Consider the following 18,696-nt stretch of genomic DNA (forward strand, 5'->3'; position numbering starts at 1 on the left):
CCCGGCTCGTGAGCCGGGGCTGTTCCGGTTCTCATACCAGGAATCCAGCGCGCCCGTCCCAGATGTGACGAGGTCCACTACAGGGCGTCGTAGGCATCGGGCAGAATGGTTGCCATGGGTGATCTGTTCGACCTGTCCACGGTCGCTAAGCGCGTGCGTTTCTTCGGCCTGCTCGAGGTGCCCTCGTGGGTGCTGCTGTTCCTCGGCTCGGCCCTGAAGCGCGCGGATGCGCTGGGGATCGCCGATCAGCCGATCAAGTGGCCGGTGATGGTGTTCGGCATGCTGCACGGCATCGTGTTCCTGGCCTACGCCATCAACTGCCTGCTGGCCTCGCGCGAGTTCGAATGGCCGGGCAAGACCACGGGTCTGGCGCTGCTGTCGTCGGTGGTCCCGTTCACGTCCGTGTTCTTCGAGCGGTGGGCGATCAACTCCGGTCAGCTGGGTGAACTGAGCCAAGCCGCGGCACCCGCCGCCGCACGTTCGTGACAAACTGGATGTCGTGACTCGACCTGCACGCCGTCCCTCCGCCGCCGCAGCCGCCGCCATGTCGGGCGCGGTGGACCTGTCCGCTCTCAAGCAGCCGGCCGCCGCCGCGGGAGATGTCCCGGGTGACCATGCCGTCACCGAGGCCAATTTCGAGGATCGAGTGCTACGGCGCTCCACCCAGGTACCGGTGGTGGTGGCGCTGTACTCGCAGCGCAGCCCCGGGAGCATCGAGCTGGTGAAGCTGCTGGAGCAGCTGGTCGGCCAGAGTGGTGGCGACTGGGATCTGGCCACCGTCGAGGCCGAGGCCAATATGCGCATCGCGCAGGCTTTCGGCGTGCAGGGCATTCCGACCGTGGTCGCCGTGGCCGCGGGCCAGCCGCTCGCCGACTTCACCGGCAACCAGCCGGAGGAGCAGGTGACCCAGTGGATCGCCGCCGTGGTGGATGCGGTGCGCGGCAAGCTCCCCGGCGTCGGCGCGGCGGCCGCCGATGCCGAGCCGGAGGCTCCCGAGGATCCCCGCTTCGTCGCCGCCGAAGAGGCCTTGGAGCGCGGCGAATTCGACAATGCGATCGCCGCGTACGAGGCCATCCTGGCCGCCGAGCCGAACAACGCCGAGGCCAAGGCCGCCCTGCGTCAGGTCCAATTCCTTTCCCGCGTACAGGATCTCGACCCCGCCGCCGTCGCCAAGTCGGACGCCGACCCGGCCGATCTGGACGCCGCCATCGCCGCTGCCGACCTGGAAATGTTCAACCAGCAGCCGGAGGCCGCCTTCGACCGCCTCGTCGCCCAGGTCAAGCGCACCGCCGGCGACGACCGCACCAAGGTCCGCACCCACCTGCTCGAACTCTTCGAACTCTTCGACCCCGCCGAACCCATCGTGGTCGCCGCCCGCCGCAAGCTCGCCGCCGCCCTGTACTGACGACTGGAGATCAGGGAGCTCTCATCGCGGGGATTCGAACGAAATCCCGCAGGGCGAGTTCCCTGATCTTGTTCAGACGGTGGGGAGGCCGGCGAGGGCGGCGTCGATACGGGGTTGGGGGAGTTCGAAGTCGGGGATCTCGCCCGCGAGATAGCGCTCGTAGGCCGTCATGTCGAAGTGGCCGTGGCCGCACAGGGCGGTCAGCAGGACTTTCTCCTCGCCTGATTCGGTGCAGCGCTTGGCCTCTTCGATGACGGCCGCCAGGGCGTGGGAGGGTTCGGGCGCGGGGAGAATGCCCTCGGCCTTCGCGAAAGTGACGGCCGCGGCGAAGCATTCGCGCTGCTGCTTCGCCACCGCCTCGAACAATCCGAGCTCGTACATGTGCGACAGCAGCGGCGACATGCCGTGGTATCGAAGGCCGCCCGCGTGTACCGGATCGGGGATGAAGTCGTGGCCCAGGGTGTGCATCTTCATCAGCGGGGTGAAGCCGGCAGTATCGCCGAAGTCGTAGGCGTAGATGCCGCGCGTGAACGACGGGCACGCGGCGGGCTCGACGGCCCGGATCACCGGATCGGCTCGGCCCGCGAGCTTTTCACGCAGGAAGGGCAGGAACAGCCCCGCGAAGTTGGACCCGCCGCCGGTGCAGCCGATGATCAGATCGGGCAGGCGTTCACCCGCCACGGCGAACTGCTTCAGCGCCTCCTCCCCGATGACGGTCTGGTGCAGCAGCACATGATTGAGTACGCTGCCCAGCGCGTAGCGGGTTGCCGGATCGGCCGCTGCCACCTCCACCGCCTCGCTGATGGCAATGCCCAGGCTGCCGGGTGAATCCGGATGGTCGGCAAGGATTTTCGCGCCCGCGGCGGTGATCGGCGAGGGGCTGGCGTGTACGGTCGCACCCCAGGTCTGCATGAGCGTGCGCCGGTGCGGTTTCTGGTCGTAGGAGGCGCGCACCATCCACACCTCACAGTCGATGCCGTATTGCGCGCAGGCGAAGGCGAGCGCGCTGCCCCACTGGCCCGCGCCGGTCTCGGTGGTCAGTCGCCGGGTGCCCTCGGCGGCGTTGTAGAACGCCTGCGGCACAGCGGTATTCGGTTTGTGTGAACCGGCGGGGGAGACGCCCTCGTACTTGTAGTAGATCCGGGCCGGGGTGCCGAGCGCCTTCTCCAGTCGTCGCGCCCGGAACAGCGGCGTCGGCCGCCAGAGCCGGTAGACGTCGATGATCTCGTCCGGAATGTCGAGGTAGCGGTCGCCGCTCACCTCCTGCCGGATGAGCTCCATCGGGAACAGCGGGGCCAGATCCTCGGGCCCGACCGGCTGTCCGGTGCCGGGATGCAATGGGGGTGGCGGTGGTGCGGGCAGGTCCGGAATGACGTTGTACCAACGTCTCGGGATATCGGATTCGTCCAGCGTGATCTTGGTGCGCTCGTCCACGGGACCCTCCCGGCTCGAAACGGCTGTCTGTCCAGACTGCTCCCGCCGCGAACCCGTTGGTGTGGAATTCGCCGGATTGTCACTGTCGCCGACGCGCGGAAATTTATAAGCTTGTGCGTATGATAAGCACGTACGATGAATTGCTGGCCTCGGGAACCGAACTGCTGGCGCTGGACGCCCGTGCGGTGCGCACCAGCATCGAGGTGGTGGCCGGCCTGACCCCCGCCGACCTGGACGCACCCACGCCCTGCGCGGGCTGGACGCTGCGGGACCTGCTGGAGCACATGATCGTTCAGCACTACGGCTTCGCGGCCGCCGCCCGCGGCGAGAGCGATCTCGCGCTGTGGAAGCCGCAGCCGCTCGGCGACGATCCGATCGGTGAGTACCGGGCCGCGGCCGAGCACGTGCTGGCCACCTTCGCCGAGCCGGGCGTCCTGGAACGGCAGTTCCCACTGCCGGAGGTCCGCGACGGCATCGTGATTCCCGCGCCGCTGGCCATCAGCTTTCACTTCATCGACTACATCGTGCACGCCTGGGATGTCGCGCGGGCGCTCGGACAGACCGTGGAATTCGACGCGGACCTGCTCAGCGCGGGGCTGCCGGTGGCGGAGGCGGTGCCGCGCGGTCCGGAGCGGGAACGGCCGGGCTCGTCGTTCGCACCCGAGGTCACCGTGCCGGAGACGTCCGGGCTGGACCGGATCCTGGCTGTGCTGGGCCGCGCGCCCGGCTGGCCGGAGTGATCGGGGGAGCTCTCCCGCAGATGGTTCCCACTCCCGTCCGGTGGGGAACGGTCGTCCTACCCGGTGCCGGCCAGTGGCGTCCTCGACAACCAGACGGCGCTGTTCGGCGCGAGGGTCAGGGCGGCCGACACCGGGCGGCCGTGCCAGGGCACGGGCTCGGCGGCGATCGCGTCGGCATTGCCCGCGCCGCCGCCGCCATAGGCGATGGCATCGGTGTTCAGCACCTCGTACCACGAATCAGGTTCGGGCCCGGGCAATCCGATGCGATAGCCGCTGAGCTGACGGCCCGAGAAGTTGTAGACGCAGGCGAGAATGGATCCGTCGGTGCCGTAGCGCAGGAACGACAGCACATTGTTGTCGCGGTCGTCGGCATCGATCCAGGAGTAACCGCCCGGCGACGTATCCTGGCTCCACAGTGCGGGATCGGCGGCATACAGCCGGTTGAGGTCCCCGACCAGCCGCTGAATGCCCTGGTGCAGAGGGTTTTCCAGCTCGTGCCAATCCAGTCCGCGATCGTGGTCCCACTCCCGGAACTGGCCGAATTCCTGGCCCATGAACAACAGCTGCTTGCCCGGATGCGCCCACATGTAGGCCAGCAGTGCGCGGACCCCGCTCGCCCTGGTGAAATCGTCGCCGGGCATGCGGGTCCACAGCGTCCCCTTGCCGTAGACGACCTCGTCGTGGCTGATGGGCAGCACGTAGTTCTCGCTCCAGGCGTAGGTCAGCGAGAAGGTGACCTCGTTGTGGTGCCAGGTCCGGTACACCGGATCGTGGGCGAGATACCCGAGCGTGTCGTGCATCCAGCCCATATTCCATTTCATGGTGAAGCCCAGGCCGCCGACCTCGGTGGCGCGGGTGACCCCGGGCCAGGTGGTGGACTCCTCGGCCACGGTCAGCACGCCCGGATGGTGCTTGTGCACGGTCGCGTTCATTTCCTGCAGGAAGGCGACGGCCTCCAGGTTCTCGCGGCCGCCGTGGATGTTCGGCTCCCAGTCGGGGCGGGAGTAGTCCAGGTAGAGCATCGAGGCCACGGCGTCCACGCGCAGGCCGTCGATGTGGAATTCCTCGATCCAGTACAGCGCGTTGGCGACCAGGAAGTTCCGGACCTCGTGGCGGCCGAAGTTGAAAACGTAGGTGCCCCAGTCGAGTTGCTCGCCCCGGCGCGGGTCGGCGTGCTCGTAGAGGGCGGTGCCGTCGAATCTGGCCAGCGCCCACTCGTCCCGCGGGAAGTGCGCGGGCACCCAGTCGAGGATGACGCCGATTCCCGTGCGGTGCAGGTGATCCACCAGGAACCGGAAGTCGTCGGGAGAGCCGAAGCGGGCGGTCGGCGCGTAATAGGAGGTGACCTGGTAACCCCAGGAGCCGCCGAAGGGATGCTCGGCCACCGGCAGCAGCTCGACATGCGTGAAGCCCTGGGCGAGCACGTATTCCGCCAGCTGCTCGGCGATCTCGCGATACCCGAGCCCCGGCCGCCACGAACCCAGATGTACCTCGTAGATGCTGACCGGTGCGCGCAGCGGATCGGTGCGGGCCCGCGCCCGCAGCCATTCGGCGTCGCCCCAGGCGAATTCGCTCGCGGTGACGACCGACGCGGTCGCGGGCGGGACCTCGGTGGCGTAGGCCATCGGATCGGCGTGGTCGACGGTGCGTCCGTCCGCCCCGTGCACGCGGTACTTGTACAGCGCCCCGGCTTCGATGCCGGGCAGGAACAGCTCCCACACCCCGGAATCGCCGAGTTTCCGCATGGGGGCGGTGTTTCCGCTCCACCCGTCGAAATCCCCGATCACCGCCACGCCGCGCGCATTGGGGGCCCACACCGCGAAGGCCGTGCCGGACACCTCGCCGTCGAGGGTTGGGTAGCGCTTCGGGTGCGCGCCCAGCACCTCCCAGAGCCGCTCGTGCCGGCCCTCGCCGAGCAGGTGCAGATCGACGTCGCCGAGGGTGGGCAGGAAGCGGTATCCATCCGCGTCCACCACCGTGCGCCCGCCCGGATAGGAGGTGACCAGGCGGTAGTCCCACAGCTCCGGGAACGGCACCACGGCCTCGAAGACGCCGTGCTCGCGGTGTGCCAGTGGATGATCCACGTCGCCGATCCGGGCCGCGACCGTCTCCGCGTGCGGCCGAAGCACCCGGATGACGGTCCCGTCGGGATGCGGATGCGCCCCCAGCACCGTGTGCGGATCGGGATGCGTGCCCGCCGCCAGCAGCAGGAGGTCGCGCCGATTCATCGGAACGATCGGCGATGGGCGAGCTCGGTGCGCGCGGCGGCCGGCACCGGCGGCAGCGCGAGAATGTGGGCCACCGACCGGGCCGGGTCCAGCCGCACGTAATTGCTCTGGCCCCAGTGGTATTCCTCGCCGGTGACCTCGTCGTACACCGTCGGCCGGTCGTGCCATTCGCGGCCGATGGCGGGCAGGTCGAGCGAGACCATGCCCTGCTCGGCGCCGAACGGGTTCAGGTTCACCACCACCAGCACGGCATCGCCGGTGGTCGGGTCGAACTTCGAGAACGCCAGCAGCGCATCGTTGTCCACGTAATGGAAGTGGATGCAGCGCACCTGCTGCAGCGCGGGATGCGCGCGCCGGATCTCGTTGAGCCGGGTCAGCCACGGCTCCAGGGATTCCCCGCGCGCGGCCGCCTCGGTGAAACGGCGTGGCCGCAGCTGGTATTTCTCGGAGTCCAGGTACTCCTCGCTGCCCGGCCGCACCGCCTGGTGCTCGTAGAGCTCGAAGCCCGAGTACACGCCCCAGGTGGCCCCGAGCGTCGCGGCCAGCACCGCGCGAATCGCGAACATGCCGGGCCCGCCGTACTGCAGGCTCTCGTGCAGGATGTCGGGGGTGTTCACGAACAGGTTGGCCCGGGCCTCATCGGCCTTGGCGGCCAATTCCCGGCCGAATTCCTCGAGGTCGTGTTTGTGTGTGCGCCAGGTGAAATACGTGTAGGACTGACTGAATCCCCGCCGCGCCAGACCGTACATGCGTGCGGGGCGGGTGAACGCCTCCGACAGGAAGATGGTCTCCGGATTCTTCCGGTGCACCTCGGCGATCAGCCATTCCCAGAAGTCCGCCGGTTTGGTGTGCGGATTGTCGACCCGGAACACGGTGACGCCCAGGCCGATCCAATGCCGCACCACCCGTAGCACCTCGGCGTAGAGCCCGTCGGGCTCGTCGTCGAAATTGAGCGGATAGATGTCCTGATACTTCTTCGGCGGATTCTCCGCGTACGCGATGGTGCCGTCGGGCAGCGTGGTGAACCACTCCGGATGCGCCGCCACCCACGGATGGTCGGGCGCGCACTGCAGCGCCAGGTCCAGCGCCACCTCCATACCCAATTCCCGTGCGGCCGCGACGAAGTCGAGGAAGTCGGCCTCGGTGCCCAGCAGCGGGTGGATGGCGTCGTGCCCGCCCTCCGCCGAGCCGATGGCCCACGGCGAGCCGACATCCGCGGGTCCGGCGGTCAGGGAGTTGTTGGGCCCCTTGCGATTCACCGTGCCGATCGGGTGGATCGGCGGCAGGTACACCACGTCGAAGCCCATGGCGGCAATGCGGGGCAGATCCTTGGCGGCGGTGGCGAAGGTGCCGTGCACGGGCCGGCCCCCGGCGTCCCAGCCGCCGGTCGACCGCGGGAAGAATTCGTACCAGGCCCCGACCAGCGCCCGCTGCCGCTCCACCTGCACGGTGTGCAACGGTCCGTGAGTCACGAACTCCCGCAACGGTGTTATCCGCAGGATCTCGCCGACCTCGGCGCCGAAGGCGGCGGCGACCCGGGCGGGCAGTTGGGCGTCGCTGCGCAGCGCGGTGGCCGCGGCGCGCAGGATCTCCCACTGCCGCTTCGGGACCGCGAGGGCGGCCCGCTCCAGCAGCCGGGCCCCGGTCTCCAGATCATTGGCCAGATCGACGGCACTCTGCCCGACGGCGAGCTTGGCCTCGACCCCGGACCGCCAGGTGGCGAGAGGATCGCTCCAGCCCTCGATCCGAAAGGTCCAGCGCCCGGGCATGGTCGGGGTGAACACCGCGTTGAACACGTCCGGCTCGTACTCCGGACTCATGCGAATGCGCTGCGTGCGTGTCGAACCCGGGGCCTGCACCGCCAGCGTGGCGGCCACCGCCTCGTGGCCTTCGCGCCAGACCACCGCTCGCACCGGGACGACCTCGCCGACCACGGCCTTGGTCGGCCGGCCGCCGGGAATCACGGGGGCGGTGTCATCGATGGCGATGCGGCCGGTCACGCCCTCGAACTTACCGGAGTGGCTACTGCTGGCCCGGCTTGAGGAGCACGAACAGGCCGTGGGCCTCGGCACACAGCCGGTCGCCGTCGTGCAGGGTGGCGCGCACGAACACCTTGCGGCCCTCCTGCCGCTCCACCCAGCCGCGCAACACCAGTTCGGTGTTCAGCGGCGTGATGGACCGGTAGTCGACGTGCAGGAAGGCGGTGCGGGTGGCCTGCCTGGTGTACAGGGCCGCCGTCATGCCGAGCAGGTCGTCGAAGCCGAGGGCGATGTGGCCGCCGTGGGCCGCGCTGTTGCCGCCCAGGTGAAAGGTGCGGAAGGTGATGCGGGCCCGCACCCCGTCCTTGCCCGCCGCGTCGACCTCGAACGGCGGCAGCGTGATGTTGCCGCGCGCGGGCAGGTCGTTGCGATGCCAGGGCGGCGCGTCCCATTCGTCGACGACCGCCGCGTCGAGCTTGTCGTTGAGCTCCTTCAGGGTGGCGATCACGTCCAGCGCCAGCGCGTCGGACGGGTCGGCCAGCCGCACCCGGTCCATCAGCCCGCGCACCTCGTCGATGAACTCCCCGTAGTGCGCTCCGCCCTTGGTGTTGTCGCGGCCCAGTTCTCGGATCGGCCGGAACCCGCCCTCGTGATGCTCCTGGGTGGGCTGTCCATCGACCGCCTCGATCTGCTGCTCGCTCATGTGAAACACGTTATCGGTTGCCGGCAGGATGCTCCGCGCGGGGGATGTCATGCCCTGACCAGCGTGAGATCGCTCGAAGGTTCGCGGCCGTCTCGATTCTGGACTGCGGCTGGAATCGACCTCCGCCTTGGAGCGGGGGAGCGAACGGCTCCATAGACCTGCGCCTTGGAGGAGCGGAGGAGGGAAGAATCGAGACCTAGGGGCCGCGAACCGGCCCGGAGCGAAGCGGAGGGCACAATAAACACCGTGAAGGCATTGCGTCGATTCACCGTTCGAGCCCATCTGCCGGAGCGGTTGTCCGCATTGACCGAGCTGGCGACCAATTTGCGCTGGTCGTGGCATGGGCCCACGCAGGATGTGTTCGCGGAGCTGGATCGCCGGCTGTGGGTGGAGGTCGGGCACGATCCCGTTCGGATGTTGGGCGAGGTGCCCGCGGCCCGGCTCGACGAGCTGGCCGGGGACGAGGCCTACGTGCGGCGTGTCGATGCCGCGGCGGCCGATCTGCAGGACTATCTGGACCGCCCTCGGTGGTTCCAGAAGCAGCAGCGTGGGCCGCGCGGTATCGCGTACTTCTCCATGGAGTTCGGCGTCACCGAGGTGCTGCCCAACTATTCGGGCGGGCTCGGGATTCTGGCGGGCGACCATCTCAAGGCCGCCTCGGATCTGGGCCTGCCGCTCATCGGCGTCGGATTGCTGTACCGCTCGGGCTATTTCCGGCAGTCGCTGACCGCCGACGGCTGGCAGGCCGAGCACTATCCGGCCCTGGACCCGATGGGGCTCCCGCTGCGGCTGCTCACGGAGGGCGGCGCGCCGGTGCTCGTGCATGTGGCCATGCCCGAGGGGCGGGTGCTGCGGGCCCGGGTGTGGATCGCCCAGGTGGGCCGGATTCCCCTGCTGCTCTTGGACTCCGATATCGCCGACAACGATCCGGAACTGCGGGCCGTCACCGACCGGCTCTACGGCGGCGATCAGGACCACCGCATCAAGCAGGAGATCCTGGCCGGTATCGGCGGCGTCCGGGCGGTGCGTGCCTACACCCGCGCCACCGGCCTGCCCGATCCCGACGTCTTCCACATGAACGAGGGCCACGCCGGATTCCTCGGCATCGAGCGCATTCGCGAATTCATGGCCGCCGGAATGGATTTCGACTCAGCGCTGACCGCGGTCCGCGCCGGCACCGTCTTCACCACCCACACCCCGGTTCCCGCGGGCATCGACCGCTTCGCCGGCGCCCTGGTGCGCCGGTACTTCGGCGGCGCGCACGGTGAACGGGAATCACCGGTGCTACCGGGCGTCTCCGTGGACCGCATCCTGGCCATGGGACGCGAGGCCGATCCGTCGGTGTTCAACATGGCCCATCTCGGTCTGCGCCTGGCACAGCGCGCCAACGGCGTGTCGAAGCTGCACGGTGAGGTCAGCCGTGCCATGTTCGCGCCGCTGTGGCCGGGCTTCGACGCGAGCGAAGTCCCGATCGGCTCGGTCACCAATGGCGTGCACGCCCCCACCTGGGCCGCACGCGAATGGATCGACAAGGCCCGTGAACTCATCGGCGCCGAACTGGTCGAGGAGGCTCGCGGCTGGGAGCGGCTGTGCGATGTGGACCTGCGTGAACTGTGGTCCACCCGGAATGCCCTGCGCGGCATTCTGGTCGACGAGGTGCGCCGCCGGCTGCGCAACTCGTGGCTCGAACGCGGTGCCGCCAGCGCCGAACTCGGCTGGATCGACGAGGTTTTCGACCCGGGCGTGCTGACCGTCGGCTTCGCCCGGCGCGTTCCCACCTACAAGCGCCTCACCCTCATGCTGCGTGACCCGGAACGCCTGCGAGCCATGCTGCTCGATCCGGAGCACCCGGTGCAGCTGGTGGTCGCCGGCAAATCCCATCCGGCCGACGAGGGCGGCAAGGCGCTCATCCAGCAGGTGGTCCGCTTCGCCGACGATCCGGCCGTGCGTCACCGCATCGTCTTCCTGCCCGACTACGACATGTCCATGGCCCGCTACCTGTACTGGGGCTGCGACGTCTGGCTCAACAACCCGCTGCGCCCGCTCGAGGCCTGCGGCACCTCCGGCATGAAGTCGGCCCTCAACGGCGGCCTCAACCTGTCCGTCCGCGACGGCTGGTGGGACGAGATGTACGACGGCGAGAACGGCTGGTCCATCCCCACCGCCGACGGCGTCCGCGACGAGCACCGCCGCGACGACCTGGAGGCCTCGGCCCTCTACGACCTGCTGGAACGCGCTGTGCTGCCGCGCTTCTACGACCGCGACCACGACGACCTGCCGGCCCGCTGGATGGAAATGGTCCGCCACACCCTGCGGACGCTGGGGCCGAAGGTGCTGGCCTCCCGCATGGTCCGCGACTACGCCGTCGACTACTACGCGCCCGCCGCCGCGGCCTATGAAGCGGTGTCCGCCGACGACTTCAAGGGCGCGCAGGACCTGTCGGTGTACCGCCGCCGCGTCGAATCCGCCTGGCCCACGGTGAAAGTCCTGCAGGTGGACAGCTCCGGCCTGCCCGACACCCCGGTCATCGGCGCGGACCTGGACCTACGCGCCCGCATCGACCTCGGCGGCCTCACCCCCGCCGACGTCAGCGTGCAGGCCGTGCTCGGCCGGGTCTCACCCACCGACGACCTGTCCGACGTCCACATCTTCCCCATGCGCCACACCGGAACCGATTCCGGCGCCGACATTTTCACCATCCAGACGCCGGTCCCGCTGTCCGGTGCGGTCGGATACACGATCCGCATCCTCCCGCACCACCCGCTCCTCGCCACGGACGCCGAACTCGGCCTGATCGCCACGCCCAGCCCGTGACGATCAGGTGGGCGCGATCAGCGTCCGTTTGAGAATCTTCCCGGTGGGGTTGCGGGGCAACGCATCCAGGAACGTGACGTCGCGGGGGACGGAGAAGCGGCTGACGCGGTGGCGGATGTAGTTGCGGACCATGTCGGAGTCGAGGCCGGAGCCGGGCCGTTTGACCACGAAAGCGGCCAGGCGCTGGCCGAATTCGTGATCCGGGACGCCCACCACGGCGACCTCGCTCACCTGCGGCAGATGGGAGAGGGCCTCCTCGACGGCACGCGGGAAGACGTTCTCGCCGCCGGAGATGATCATCTCGTCGTCGCGGCCGGCAACGAACAGCTTGCCGGAGGCGTCCAGGTAGCCGATATCGCCGGTGTCGAGCATGCCGTCGGCCTCGTCGGGCGGGGTGGCGTCGGTGTAGCCGTCGAACAGCATGTGATTGCCGACGAAGATGCGCCCGGTCGCCCCCACCGGCACCGGACGCCGATCCGGGCCCAGCACAGCGAGTTTCGTGCCCAGCGGCGGCCGCCCCGCGGTGGTGGGGGACACGCGCAGATCCGCCGGATCGGCGATGGAGGCCCACGACACCTCGGTGGAGCCGTACACGTTGTAGAGGATCTCGCCGAAGGCGTCGAGGAACGCCAGCACCGTCGCGCCGGCCAGCGGCGCCCCGCAACTCGCCACGATGCGCAGGCTGGACAGGTCGTAGCGGGCGCGAACGTGCGCGGGCAGATCCAGGATCCGGTTCACCATGATCGGCACCACGATCAACGCCGTCACCTTGTGCTCGGCGACGCGGCGCAGGCAGTCCTCGGCGTCGAAGCGGTCACCCAGCAGCACCGTCGCCCGGACGGCCGTGGAGATCTGCAGGGCACCCAGCCCCCAGGTGTGGAACAGCGGGGCCGGAATGAACATGGTCTCGTTGGTGCCGAACGGAATTCGCGACAGCAGCGCCGCCACCGTCCCGAAACCCTTGGGATGCGGCCGCCGCGCGCCTTTCGGCGTTCCGCTGGTCCCCGAGGTGAGCACCACCAGCCGGCCCGGCCGCGGCGGCTTGCGCGGTGGCTCCTGGCGCATGGCGATGAGTTCCTCGATGGTGGTGCGGCCTGGATCCGGCGCCGCGTCGTCGCTGGTGAAGCGCGGCAGCTCGGTGGGCAGATACCGCACCAGATGCTCGAACTCGCTGTCCGCGAACAGCGCCGACAGCCGATGCCGCTCCACGATCTCCTCGACCTGCCGGGCGGGCAGTCCGGTATTGAGCAGCACCGCGTCCGCCCCCGACTTGCCCGCCGCCACCATGCACTCGACCATGCCGGTGTGATTGCGGCACAGCAGCCCGATCGCGGTGCCGGGCCCGAACCCCAGCGCGGCGAAGGCCCCCGCCAGAGCGCTACTGCGCGCGTGCAATTGGTCGAAGGTGCTGGAATACCGGTCGTCGATCACCGCCGGCCGCTGGGGCGAGTGCGCGGCCCCCGCCGCGTAGCCGCCGGCCAGGCTGAAGCCCCACTTGGCCAGTCCGCCGATCTGCCGCAGGCCCACGTCCGGGCGGTAGGTGCGCACCACGCCGGAGGCCACCATCCGCTTGACCACTCCGGCCTGCAGCCGCATCCGGGAATCCTCGCCATTGACGATGAGCGAGGACGGCGTGCCCTGGACCAGGTCGCCGACCCGCCTGAGCCCGGCCAGCGTCCAGGCCACCACCGCCGAGTTCGGCAGCTGTGCGGGCAGCGGATGCACCCGCCCGGCCTTGAAGTAGGTCACGTAGATCCGGGTGTGCTGGGTGTCGCCGCGGAGGCGCAGGGTCGTGAAGCTGCCCTGTTCGGGGCAGTGCAGCTCGAAGCTCTCGCCGGCGCGGGTGATGTGCAGTTGCACTCGCAGCACCCGGATTTCGATGCCATTGCCCCCTACGCGCATATTCAACGTGGGATGCGTATCGACGGTGTCGAGTTGTTCGCACGCGCCGATTCCAGGAAATAGCCGGGGGTAGGTCTGCGGGTCGACCAGGACATCCCAGATCGCTTGGCGGTCGATCGCGAAGTCCGCGACCGCGTCGATGACATCGGTTACCACTGGCGTACTACTTCTGCCTGGCCGGTTCCCCTGAACACCTCCGGCGGAATACGTATTTGTAACGTTCCAGGCAATAGGGGTCAAGACTCTCGAATTACCGGCCGGTAGTTATTTAAATAGCCGATCAATTGCGATGGCGGCACCGGAAAAACAATGCTCAGGCAGGTGTGATTGCCCACAATTCGCGGGGTCAGTGACAGATCGTGCCATCCGGACCAGTACGGTGCCCACGGCAGCCTTCTACCCTCCCGCCGACTGGAGACACCCCACATGACCACCGACGTCCTCACGCGTACCAAGGGGCGCGTCGACGCGTACTTCGGCATCAGCGAACACGGTTCCACCTTCAAGCGCGAGGTCATGGCGGGAACCATCACGTTCCTGGCCATGTCGTATGTGCTCGCCGTGAACCCCCGGATCCTGGGCGATCACGGCGACCTCGGCGACAAGGGCATGCCGTTCCAGGCCGTCTTCACCGCGACCGCCGTCGCCGCCATCTTCGGCACCCTGGTCATGGGCCTGTGGGCCAAGTATCCGGTCGCGCTCGCGCCCGGCATGGGCCTCAACGCCTTCTTCGCCTACACGGTCGTCCTGCACATGGGAATCCCATGGCAGCAAGCACTTTCGGGCACTCTCATCTCCGGTGTCGTGTTCTTCGTCCTCGCCGTCACCAAGGTGCGCGAGAAGATCATCGAAGCCATCCCCATGCAGATGAAGCTCGCGGTCGGCGCGGGCATCGGCCTGTTCGTGGCGTTCCTGGGCCTCAAGAGCGCGGGCATCGTCACCTCCGACCCGGCCACCCTCGTGCACCTGGGCAACTTCCACCACGGCACCACCCTGCTGGCGCTCTTCGGCCTGGTCGTGACCGTCGTCTTCCTGACGCTCGGCTGGCACGGCGCGGTGCTCTACGGCATCCTCTGCACCACCGTGCTCGGCATCGTCACCGGCCTGGTGCAGCTGCCGAATTCGGTCGCCGCCATGCCGCACGGGCTGGATCAGACCTTCGGCCAGGCCATCATCCACCTGCCCGACGCCTTCACCGGGAAAATGGTGGTCGTCGTGCTGACCATGCTGTTCGTCGACTTCTTCGACGCCTCCGGCACCTTGATCGGCGTCGCCAACCAGGCCGGGCTGCTCACCAGGGACGGCAAGCTGGACCGCGCGGGCCAGGCGCTGGCCGCCGACTCGGTCGGCACTGCCGCGGGCGCGATCATCGGCACCTCCTCGACCACCGCGTATGTCGAATCCACCGCGGGTGTTTCGGCGGGCGGGCGCACGGGTCTCACCGCGGTCACCACGGCCGGCTGGTTCCTGATCGCCCTGTTCTTCTTCCCGATCTTCGCCACCTTCGCCGACCTGTCGGCCGTGACCGCGCCCGCGCTCATCGTGGTCGGCGTGCTCATGTCCCGGGCGCTGGGCGAAATCGAGTGGAACAGGCTGGAATACGCGGTCCCGGCGTTCATCACCGTGATCATGATGCCGCTGACCTACTCGATCGCGAACGGCATCGCGATGGGCCTGCTCTTCTACCCGATCGTCATGGTGGCCAAGAAGCGTGCGCGCGAGGTGCATCCGGTCATGTGGGTGCTGATGGCCGTGTTCCTCTACTACTTCTGGTACCTGGCCAAGTAGGGCCGGCTCTCAGGGGGCCGGCCCTGAAGTCCTTTCCCGGGCGCGAGGCGGAATAGCCTCGCGCCCGGTCTCGTTGGGGTCCTGCTGTAGGCTGCAAAACGGACCACGGTCCGGATGGAATCGCCGCAGAGCCGTACAGACCGAGAGACGAGGACCCCGACATGACCGCAACCGTGAACGCCACCTCCCGAGCCGCCGCCTCGAACGGCCTCGGCGGCACCGATATCGGCCTGCTGGTCGCCCGGCTGGGCTTCGGTGGCGGGCTGGTCGTGCACGGCGCCCAGAAGCTGTTCGGCTGGTTCAACGGCTACGGCCTGGACGCGACCGCACAGGGCTTCGAGGGCATGGGCTACGACCCGGGCAAGTTCTTCGCGACCCTGGCCGGCCTGAGTGAGCTCACCGGCGGGCTGCTGCTGATGCTGGGCCTGCTGACGCCGCTGGCCGGCGCCATCGCGCTGGGCACGATGATCAATGCCGTGCACGTCACCTGGAGTGGCGGATTCGCGATGTGGGAGTTGCCGGCGGTGTACGCCGTGGCGGCCGCCGCCTTCGCCTTCGCGGGGCCGGGGCGGCTGTCGCTGGACTCCGGTCGGCCGTGGCAGCGCCAGGGTCTGGTCTGGGGCGCCGGGGCGGTCGCGCTGGGCGTGGTGGCCGCGCTCATCACCCTCGCGGTGAAGTAGGCCGGGAAGAAAGTTGCGGTGTCCCCGCGCCGCGTGCAGGGCTTGGCGCGGGGACGACGGACACGTCCGATGTGGGAATTGGGGGGTTCACCGGAGTATCGAAGGCTAATTTACTTCTGATCGGAAGTAGGAACCACCCCTGTGACTGTTCTCACAAGGTCATTTCATTTGCGCGACACTATTTGTCAGTCTTTCGAGAGCTTTTGTCACAACTTGGGGATCGGATGTTTCCCAATATGGTGGTAATGATGCTCGGAGATAACCGCCATAGCGCGCCGTCGCCAGTCTCGAATCCAGAATTGCGATAACACCGCGATCGTCCACACTGCGCAGCAAACGGCCCGTTCCCTGCGCCAGCAGCAGCGCCGCATGATTGGCCGCGACCGACAGGAATCCATTGCCACCCCGCGATTCCACCGCGCGCTGACGCGCCACCAGCAGCGGGTCGTCCGGGCGCGGGAACGGAATCCGGTCCAGGATCACCAGACTCAGCGAGGGGCCGGGAACGTCCACGCCCTGCCACAGTGAAAGTGTCCCGAATAGTGAGATTTCCGGGTCCTCGGCGAATTTCCGGACAAGAGCGCCGGTGGCGTCGTCACCCTGGCACAGGATGGGGGTGTCGAGACGCTCCCGCAGAATTTCGGTGGCCGCCTTGGCTGCTCGCATGGACGAGAACAGCCCGAGGGTGCGCCCGCCCGCCGCGCGGATGAGGCGTTCGATCTCGTCCAGATACGACTGCGGCAGCCCGTCCCGTCCCGGTGCGGGCAAATGCTTTGCCACATAAAGGATTCCGGACTTGGCATGGTCGAAGGGCGAACCCACGTCGACCGAATTCCAGCGCAGCGTCTTCTCGTCCGACGGGGCCTCGGTGCCGGTGGCCAGCGCCGGGTCCACGGTCGCCGAGGACTGCGGCGGCAGGCCCCAGGTCACCGCGAGATTGTCGAACGACCCGCCGATCTGCAGTGTCGCCGAGGTGAGAACCACGGTGGCCGTACCGAACAGGCGGCTGCGCAGCAGCCCGCCCACCGACAGTGGGGCCATGTGCAGCGTGCGGCGCGCGACTCCGCGCACATCCTCCGATGCCAGCCAGATGACATCGCGGTGCGCGGCGGGATCGGACTCCTCGAAGGTGGTCAACACCCGCACCGCCGCGTCGTGCACCTCCTCGACGGCCGCCAGCGCCTGATTGCGGGCCGCCGCGGATTCCGGGTCGCCGGTGGCGGAACTTCCGCCCTGCGGGGCCAGGGCGGTGCGGGCGTTCCAGGCGGCGTCGCGGATGAGCGCGAGCACAGGCGCCGCGCCGTCCGGCATCCGGTCCCAGCGTCCGGGCTGCAGGTCGTCGAGCAGCTCGTGCCAGGCCTCGGCCGCGCCCTCGAGCCGGTCCACCTCCTGCTCGTCGATGAGTTTCGAGCACCGCTTGGCTGCCGCGCTGATGGCCGAGGTGGACAGTTCGGCGGTGGCCACACCGGTCACCCGGTCCACCAGCTCGTGCGCCTCGTCGACCACCACCACATCGTGTTCGGGCAGCACCTGGATACCGCTGATGGCGTCGATGGCCAGCAGTGCGTGGTTGGTGACCACCACATCGGCCTGCCCGGATTCGGCGCGCGCCTTCTCGGCGAAGCAGTCCTGTCCGAACGGGCAGCGCGACTTGCCCAGACATTCCCGGGAACTCACGCTCACCTGCCGCCAGGCCCGATCACTGACGCCGGGGGCGAGCTCGTCGCGGTCGCCGGTCTCGGTGTCGGAGACCCACTCGTTCAGCCGCTGCACCTCGCGGCCCAGCTTGGAAATGGCGAAGGCGTCGAAGAGCTCGGCCTCCGGCTCCTCCGGGATCGCGCTGTTGATCTTGTTCAGGCACAGATAGTTGTTGCGCCCCTTGAGAATCGCGAACTGCGGCACCCGCCCCAGCGGCGTCGCCAGCGCATCGGCCAGCCGCGGCAGATCCCGGTCCACCAGCTGCCGCTGCAGCGCGATGGTCGCGGTCGACACCACCACGGTCCGCCCGGTCCGCACCGCGTGCCGCAGGCTCGGCACCAGATACGCCAGCGACTTCCCGGTACCCGTCCCCGCCTGCACCGCCAGATGCTCGCCGGTGTCGATGGCGTGCGCGACAGCCGCCGACATCGTCTGCTGCCCCTTGCGCTCCTTACCCCCCAACGCCTGCACAGCGGTGGCCAACAGCTTCGGGACGGGAGGCAGTTCAGGCACGGCGGCCAGATTACTGCGCCGCCCCGACAACCCTCGCGCAAACCTCCACGGGCCGCCCGTCAGGACCGTTTTCCGCCGATCAGGGCAGGACTTCTCACCCAACCGGGTAGTTGGTCAGTTCTCCAGTGTTCCGGCCAGTTCGACGCCGGAGGCGCGGAGTTCGTCCAGGGCGGAGGCCAGGGTCGCGGGGGAGACGGCGGCGGTGAGGCCGAGCAGGACCCGGGTGTCGAAGCCTGCGGCGCGGGCGTCGAGCGCGGTGGCGCGGACACAGTGGTCGGTGGCGATGCCGCAGACGTCGACGGCATCGATGGCGTGGGCGCGCAGCCAGTCGGCGAGGGTGGTCGAGCCGTCGGCGGCGGTGCCCTCGAAGCCCGAATAGGCGGCGGTGTACGCGCCTTTGGAGAAGATCTCCTGGATGGGCCCGATGTTCAGGCTGGGATGGAAGTCGGCGCCGGGGGTGCCGACGCGGCAGTGTGGGGGCCAGGTGTCGACGTAGTCGGGCTGCTCGGAGAAGTGGGCGCCCGGATCGATGTGGAAGTCGCGGGTAGCGACGACGGCGGTGTAGTCGGAGACGCCCAGGTATTCGGTGATGCGCTCGGCCACGGCCGCGCCGCCCGCGACGGCCAGTGATCCGCCTTCACAGAAATCGTTCTGGACGTCGACGACGATCAGGGCTCGGCTCATGAGCGGACCTCCCGGGAATCGGCGGCTTGAACCACGACGGCGCGCCGCACGTATTGCATTGTGCCGCCCGGCGCCCGGCCGGTCCACGGCAGCATCGGTCGCTCCATCGCGGGCCGAGACGAAAGATG

Annotated in this window: 13 protein-coding genes; 6 read left to right on the forward strand and 7 right to left on the reverse strand. The window is 68.7% G+C overall.

Annotation, left to right across the window (positions count from 1 at the left end; all coding sequences use genetic code 11):
• The first annotated feature begins 114 nt into the window (after nucleotides 1-114).
• Together ACQP1O_RS05940 and ACQP1O_RS05945 are read left to right on the forward strand one after the other, a co-directional pair.
• A complete protein-coding gene (locus tag ACQP1O_RS05940) occupies nucleotides 115-486 on the forward strand; it encodes a DUF3817 domain-containing protein (protein ID WP_433564860.1) in 372 nt (123 codons plus the stop codon).
• Between the two features lie 58 nt (nucleotides 487-544).
• A complete protein-coding gene (locus tag ACQP1O_RS05945; RefSeq protein ID WP_433567593.1) occupies nucleotides 545-1,405 on the forward strand; it encodes a tetratricopeptide repeat protein in 861 nt (286 codons plus the stop codon).
• A 72-nt stretch (nucleotides 1,406-1,477) separates the two neighbouring features.
• On the opposite strand, the gene ACQP1O_RS05950 is transcribed toward ACQP1O_RS05945, so the two are convergent.
• Nucleotides 1,478-2,839 carry a TrpB-like pyridoxal phosphate-dependent enzyme gene (locus tag ACQP1O_RS05950; protein WP_433564861.1) on the reverse strand — a complete coding sequence of 454 codons (1,362 nt, stop codon included), beginning with the start codon at nucleotides 2,837-2,839 and terminating at the stop codon, nucleotides 1,478-1,480.
• A gap of 119 nt (nucleotides 2,840-2,958) precedes the next feature.
• On the opposite strand from ACQP1O_RS05950, the gene ACQP1O_RS05955 reads away from it, so the two are divergent.
• Nucleotides 2,959-3,579, forward strand: coding sequence for a TIGR03086 family metal-binding protein (locus ACQP1O_RS05955; protein ID WP_433564862.1), 621 nt, complete (start codon nucleotides 2,959-2,961; stop codon nucleotides 3,577-3,579).
• 56 nt (nucleotides 3,580-3,635) lie between these two features.
• Here ACQP1O_RS05955 and glgB read toward each other — a convergent pair whose 3' ends face one another.
• From glgB to ACQP1O_RS05970, 3 genes are read right to left on the reverse strand one after another with little or no spacing between them, the layout of a single operon-like run.
• A complete protein-coding gene (glgB, locus tag ACQP1O_RS05960) occupies nucleotides 3,636-5,807 on the reverse strand; it encodes a 1,4-alpha-glucan branching protein GlgB (protein WP_433564863.1) in 2,172 nt (723 codons plus the stop codon).
• Entirely contained in the window at nucleotides 5,804-7,807 is a 2,004-nt protein-coding gene (locus tag ACQP1O_RS05965) for a maltotransferase domain-containing protein (protein ID WP_433564864.1), read from the reverse strand. Before ACQP1O_RS05965 ends, glgB begins: the two co-directional genes overlap by 4 nt.
• Nucleotides 7,808-7,829: 22 nt before the next feature.
• On the reverse strand, nucleotides 7,830-8,489 hold the full coding sequence (locus ACQP1O_RS05970; RefSeq protein WP_433564865.1) for a PaaI family thioesterase: 660 nt from the start codon (nucleotides 8,487-8,489) through the stop codon (nucleotides 7,830-7,832).
• 246 nt (nucleotides 8,490-8,735) lie between these two features.
• Here ACQP1O_RS05970 and glgP point away from each other — a divergent pair, with 246 nt between their 5' ends.
• Nucleotides 8,736-11,303, forward strand: a complete 2,568-nt coding sequence (glgP, locus tag ACQP1O_RS05975) for an alpha-glucan family phosphorylase (RefSeq protein WP_433564866.1) — start codon at nucleotides 8,736-8,738, stop codon at nucleotides 11,301-11,303.
• Nucleotides 11,304-11,306: 3 nt separating this feature from the next.
• On the opposite strand, the gene ACQP1O_RS05980 is transcribed toward glgP, so the two are convergent.
• Nucleotides 11,307-13,361, reverse strand: a complete 2,055-nt coding sequence (locus tag ACQP1O_RS05980; RefSeq protein WP_433564867.1) for an AMP-binding protein — start codon at nucleotides 13,359-13,361, stop codon at nucleotides 11,307-11,309.
• Between the two features lie 270 nt (nucleotides 13,362-13,631).
• Here ACQP1O_RS05980 and ACQP1O_RS05985 point away from each other — a divergent pair, with 270 nt between their 5' ends.
• Nucleotides 13,632-14,993, forward strand: a complete 1,362-nt coding sequence (locus tag ACQP1O_RS05985; protein WP_433564868.1) for an NCS2 family permease — start codon at nucleotides 13,632-13,634, stop codon at nucleotides 14,991-14,993.
• Nucleotides 14,994-15,154: 161 nt separating this feature from the next.
• The gene (locus ACQP1O_RS05990) at nucleotides 15,155-15,673 is read left to right on the forward strand and encodes a DoxX family protein (RefSeq protein WP_433564869.1); all 519 of its coding nucleotides are present in this window, start codon (nucleotides 15,155-15,157) and stop codon (nucleotides 15,671-15,673) included.
• Nucleotides 15,674-15,832: 159 nt separating this feature from the next.
• Here the strand turns inward: ACQP1O_RS05990 and ACQP1O_RS05995 are convergent, their stop codons facing one another.
• Both ACQP1O_RS05995 and ACQP1O_RS06000 read right to left on the reverse strand, forming a co-directional pair.
• The gene (locus ACQP1O_RS05995) at nucleotides 15,833-17,884 is read right to left on the reverse strand and encodes an ATP-dependent DNA helicase (RefSeq protein ID WP_379387885.1); all 2,052 of its coding nucleotides are present in this window, start codon (nucleotides 17,882-17,884) and stop codon (nucleotides 15,833-15,835) included.
• A 114-nt stretch (nucleotides 17,885-17,998) separates the two neighbouring features.
• Nucleotides 17,999-18,568 carry a nicotinamidase gene (locus ACQP1O_RS06000; RefSeq protein WP_433564870.1) on the reverse strand — a complete coding sequence of 190 codons (570 nt, stop codon included), beginning with the start codon at nucleotides 18,566-18,568 and terminating at the stop codon, nucleotides 17,999-18,001.
• Between the last annotated feature and the right edge of the window lie 128 nt (nucleotides 18,569-18,696).

It is taken from the genome of Nocardia sp. CA-151230 (genome assembly GCF_050942175.1).
Classification (GTDB): Bacteria; Actinomycetota; Actinomycetes; order Mycobacteriales; family Mycobacteriaceae; genus Nocardia.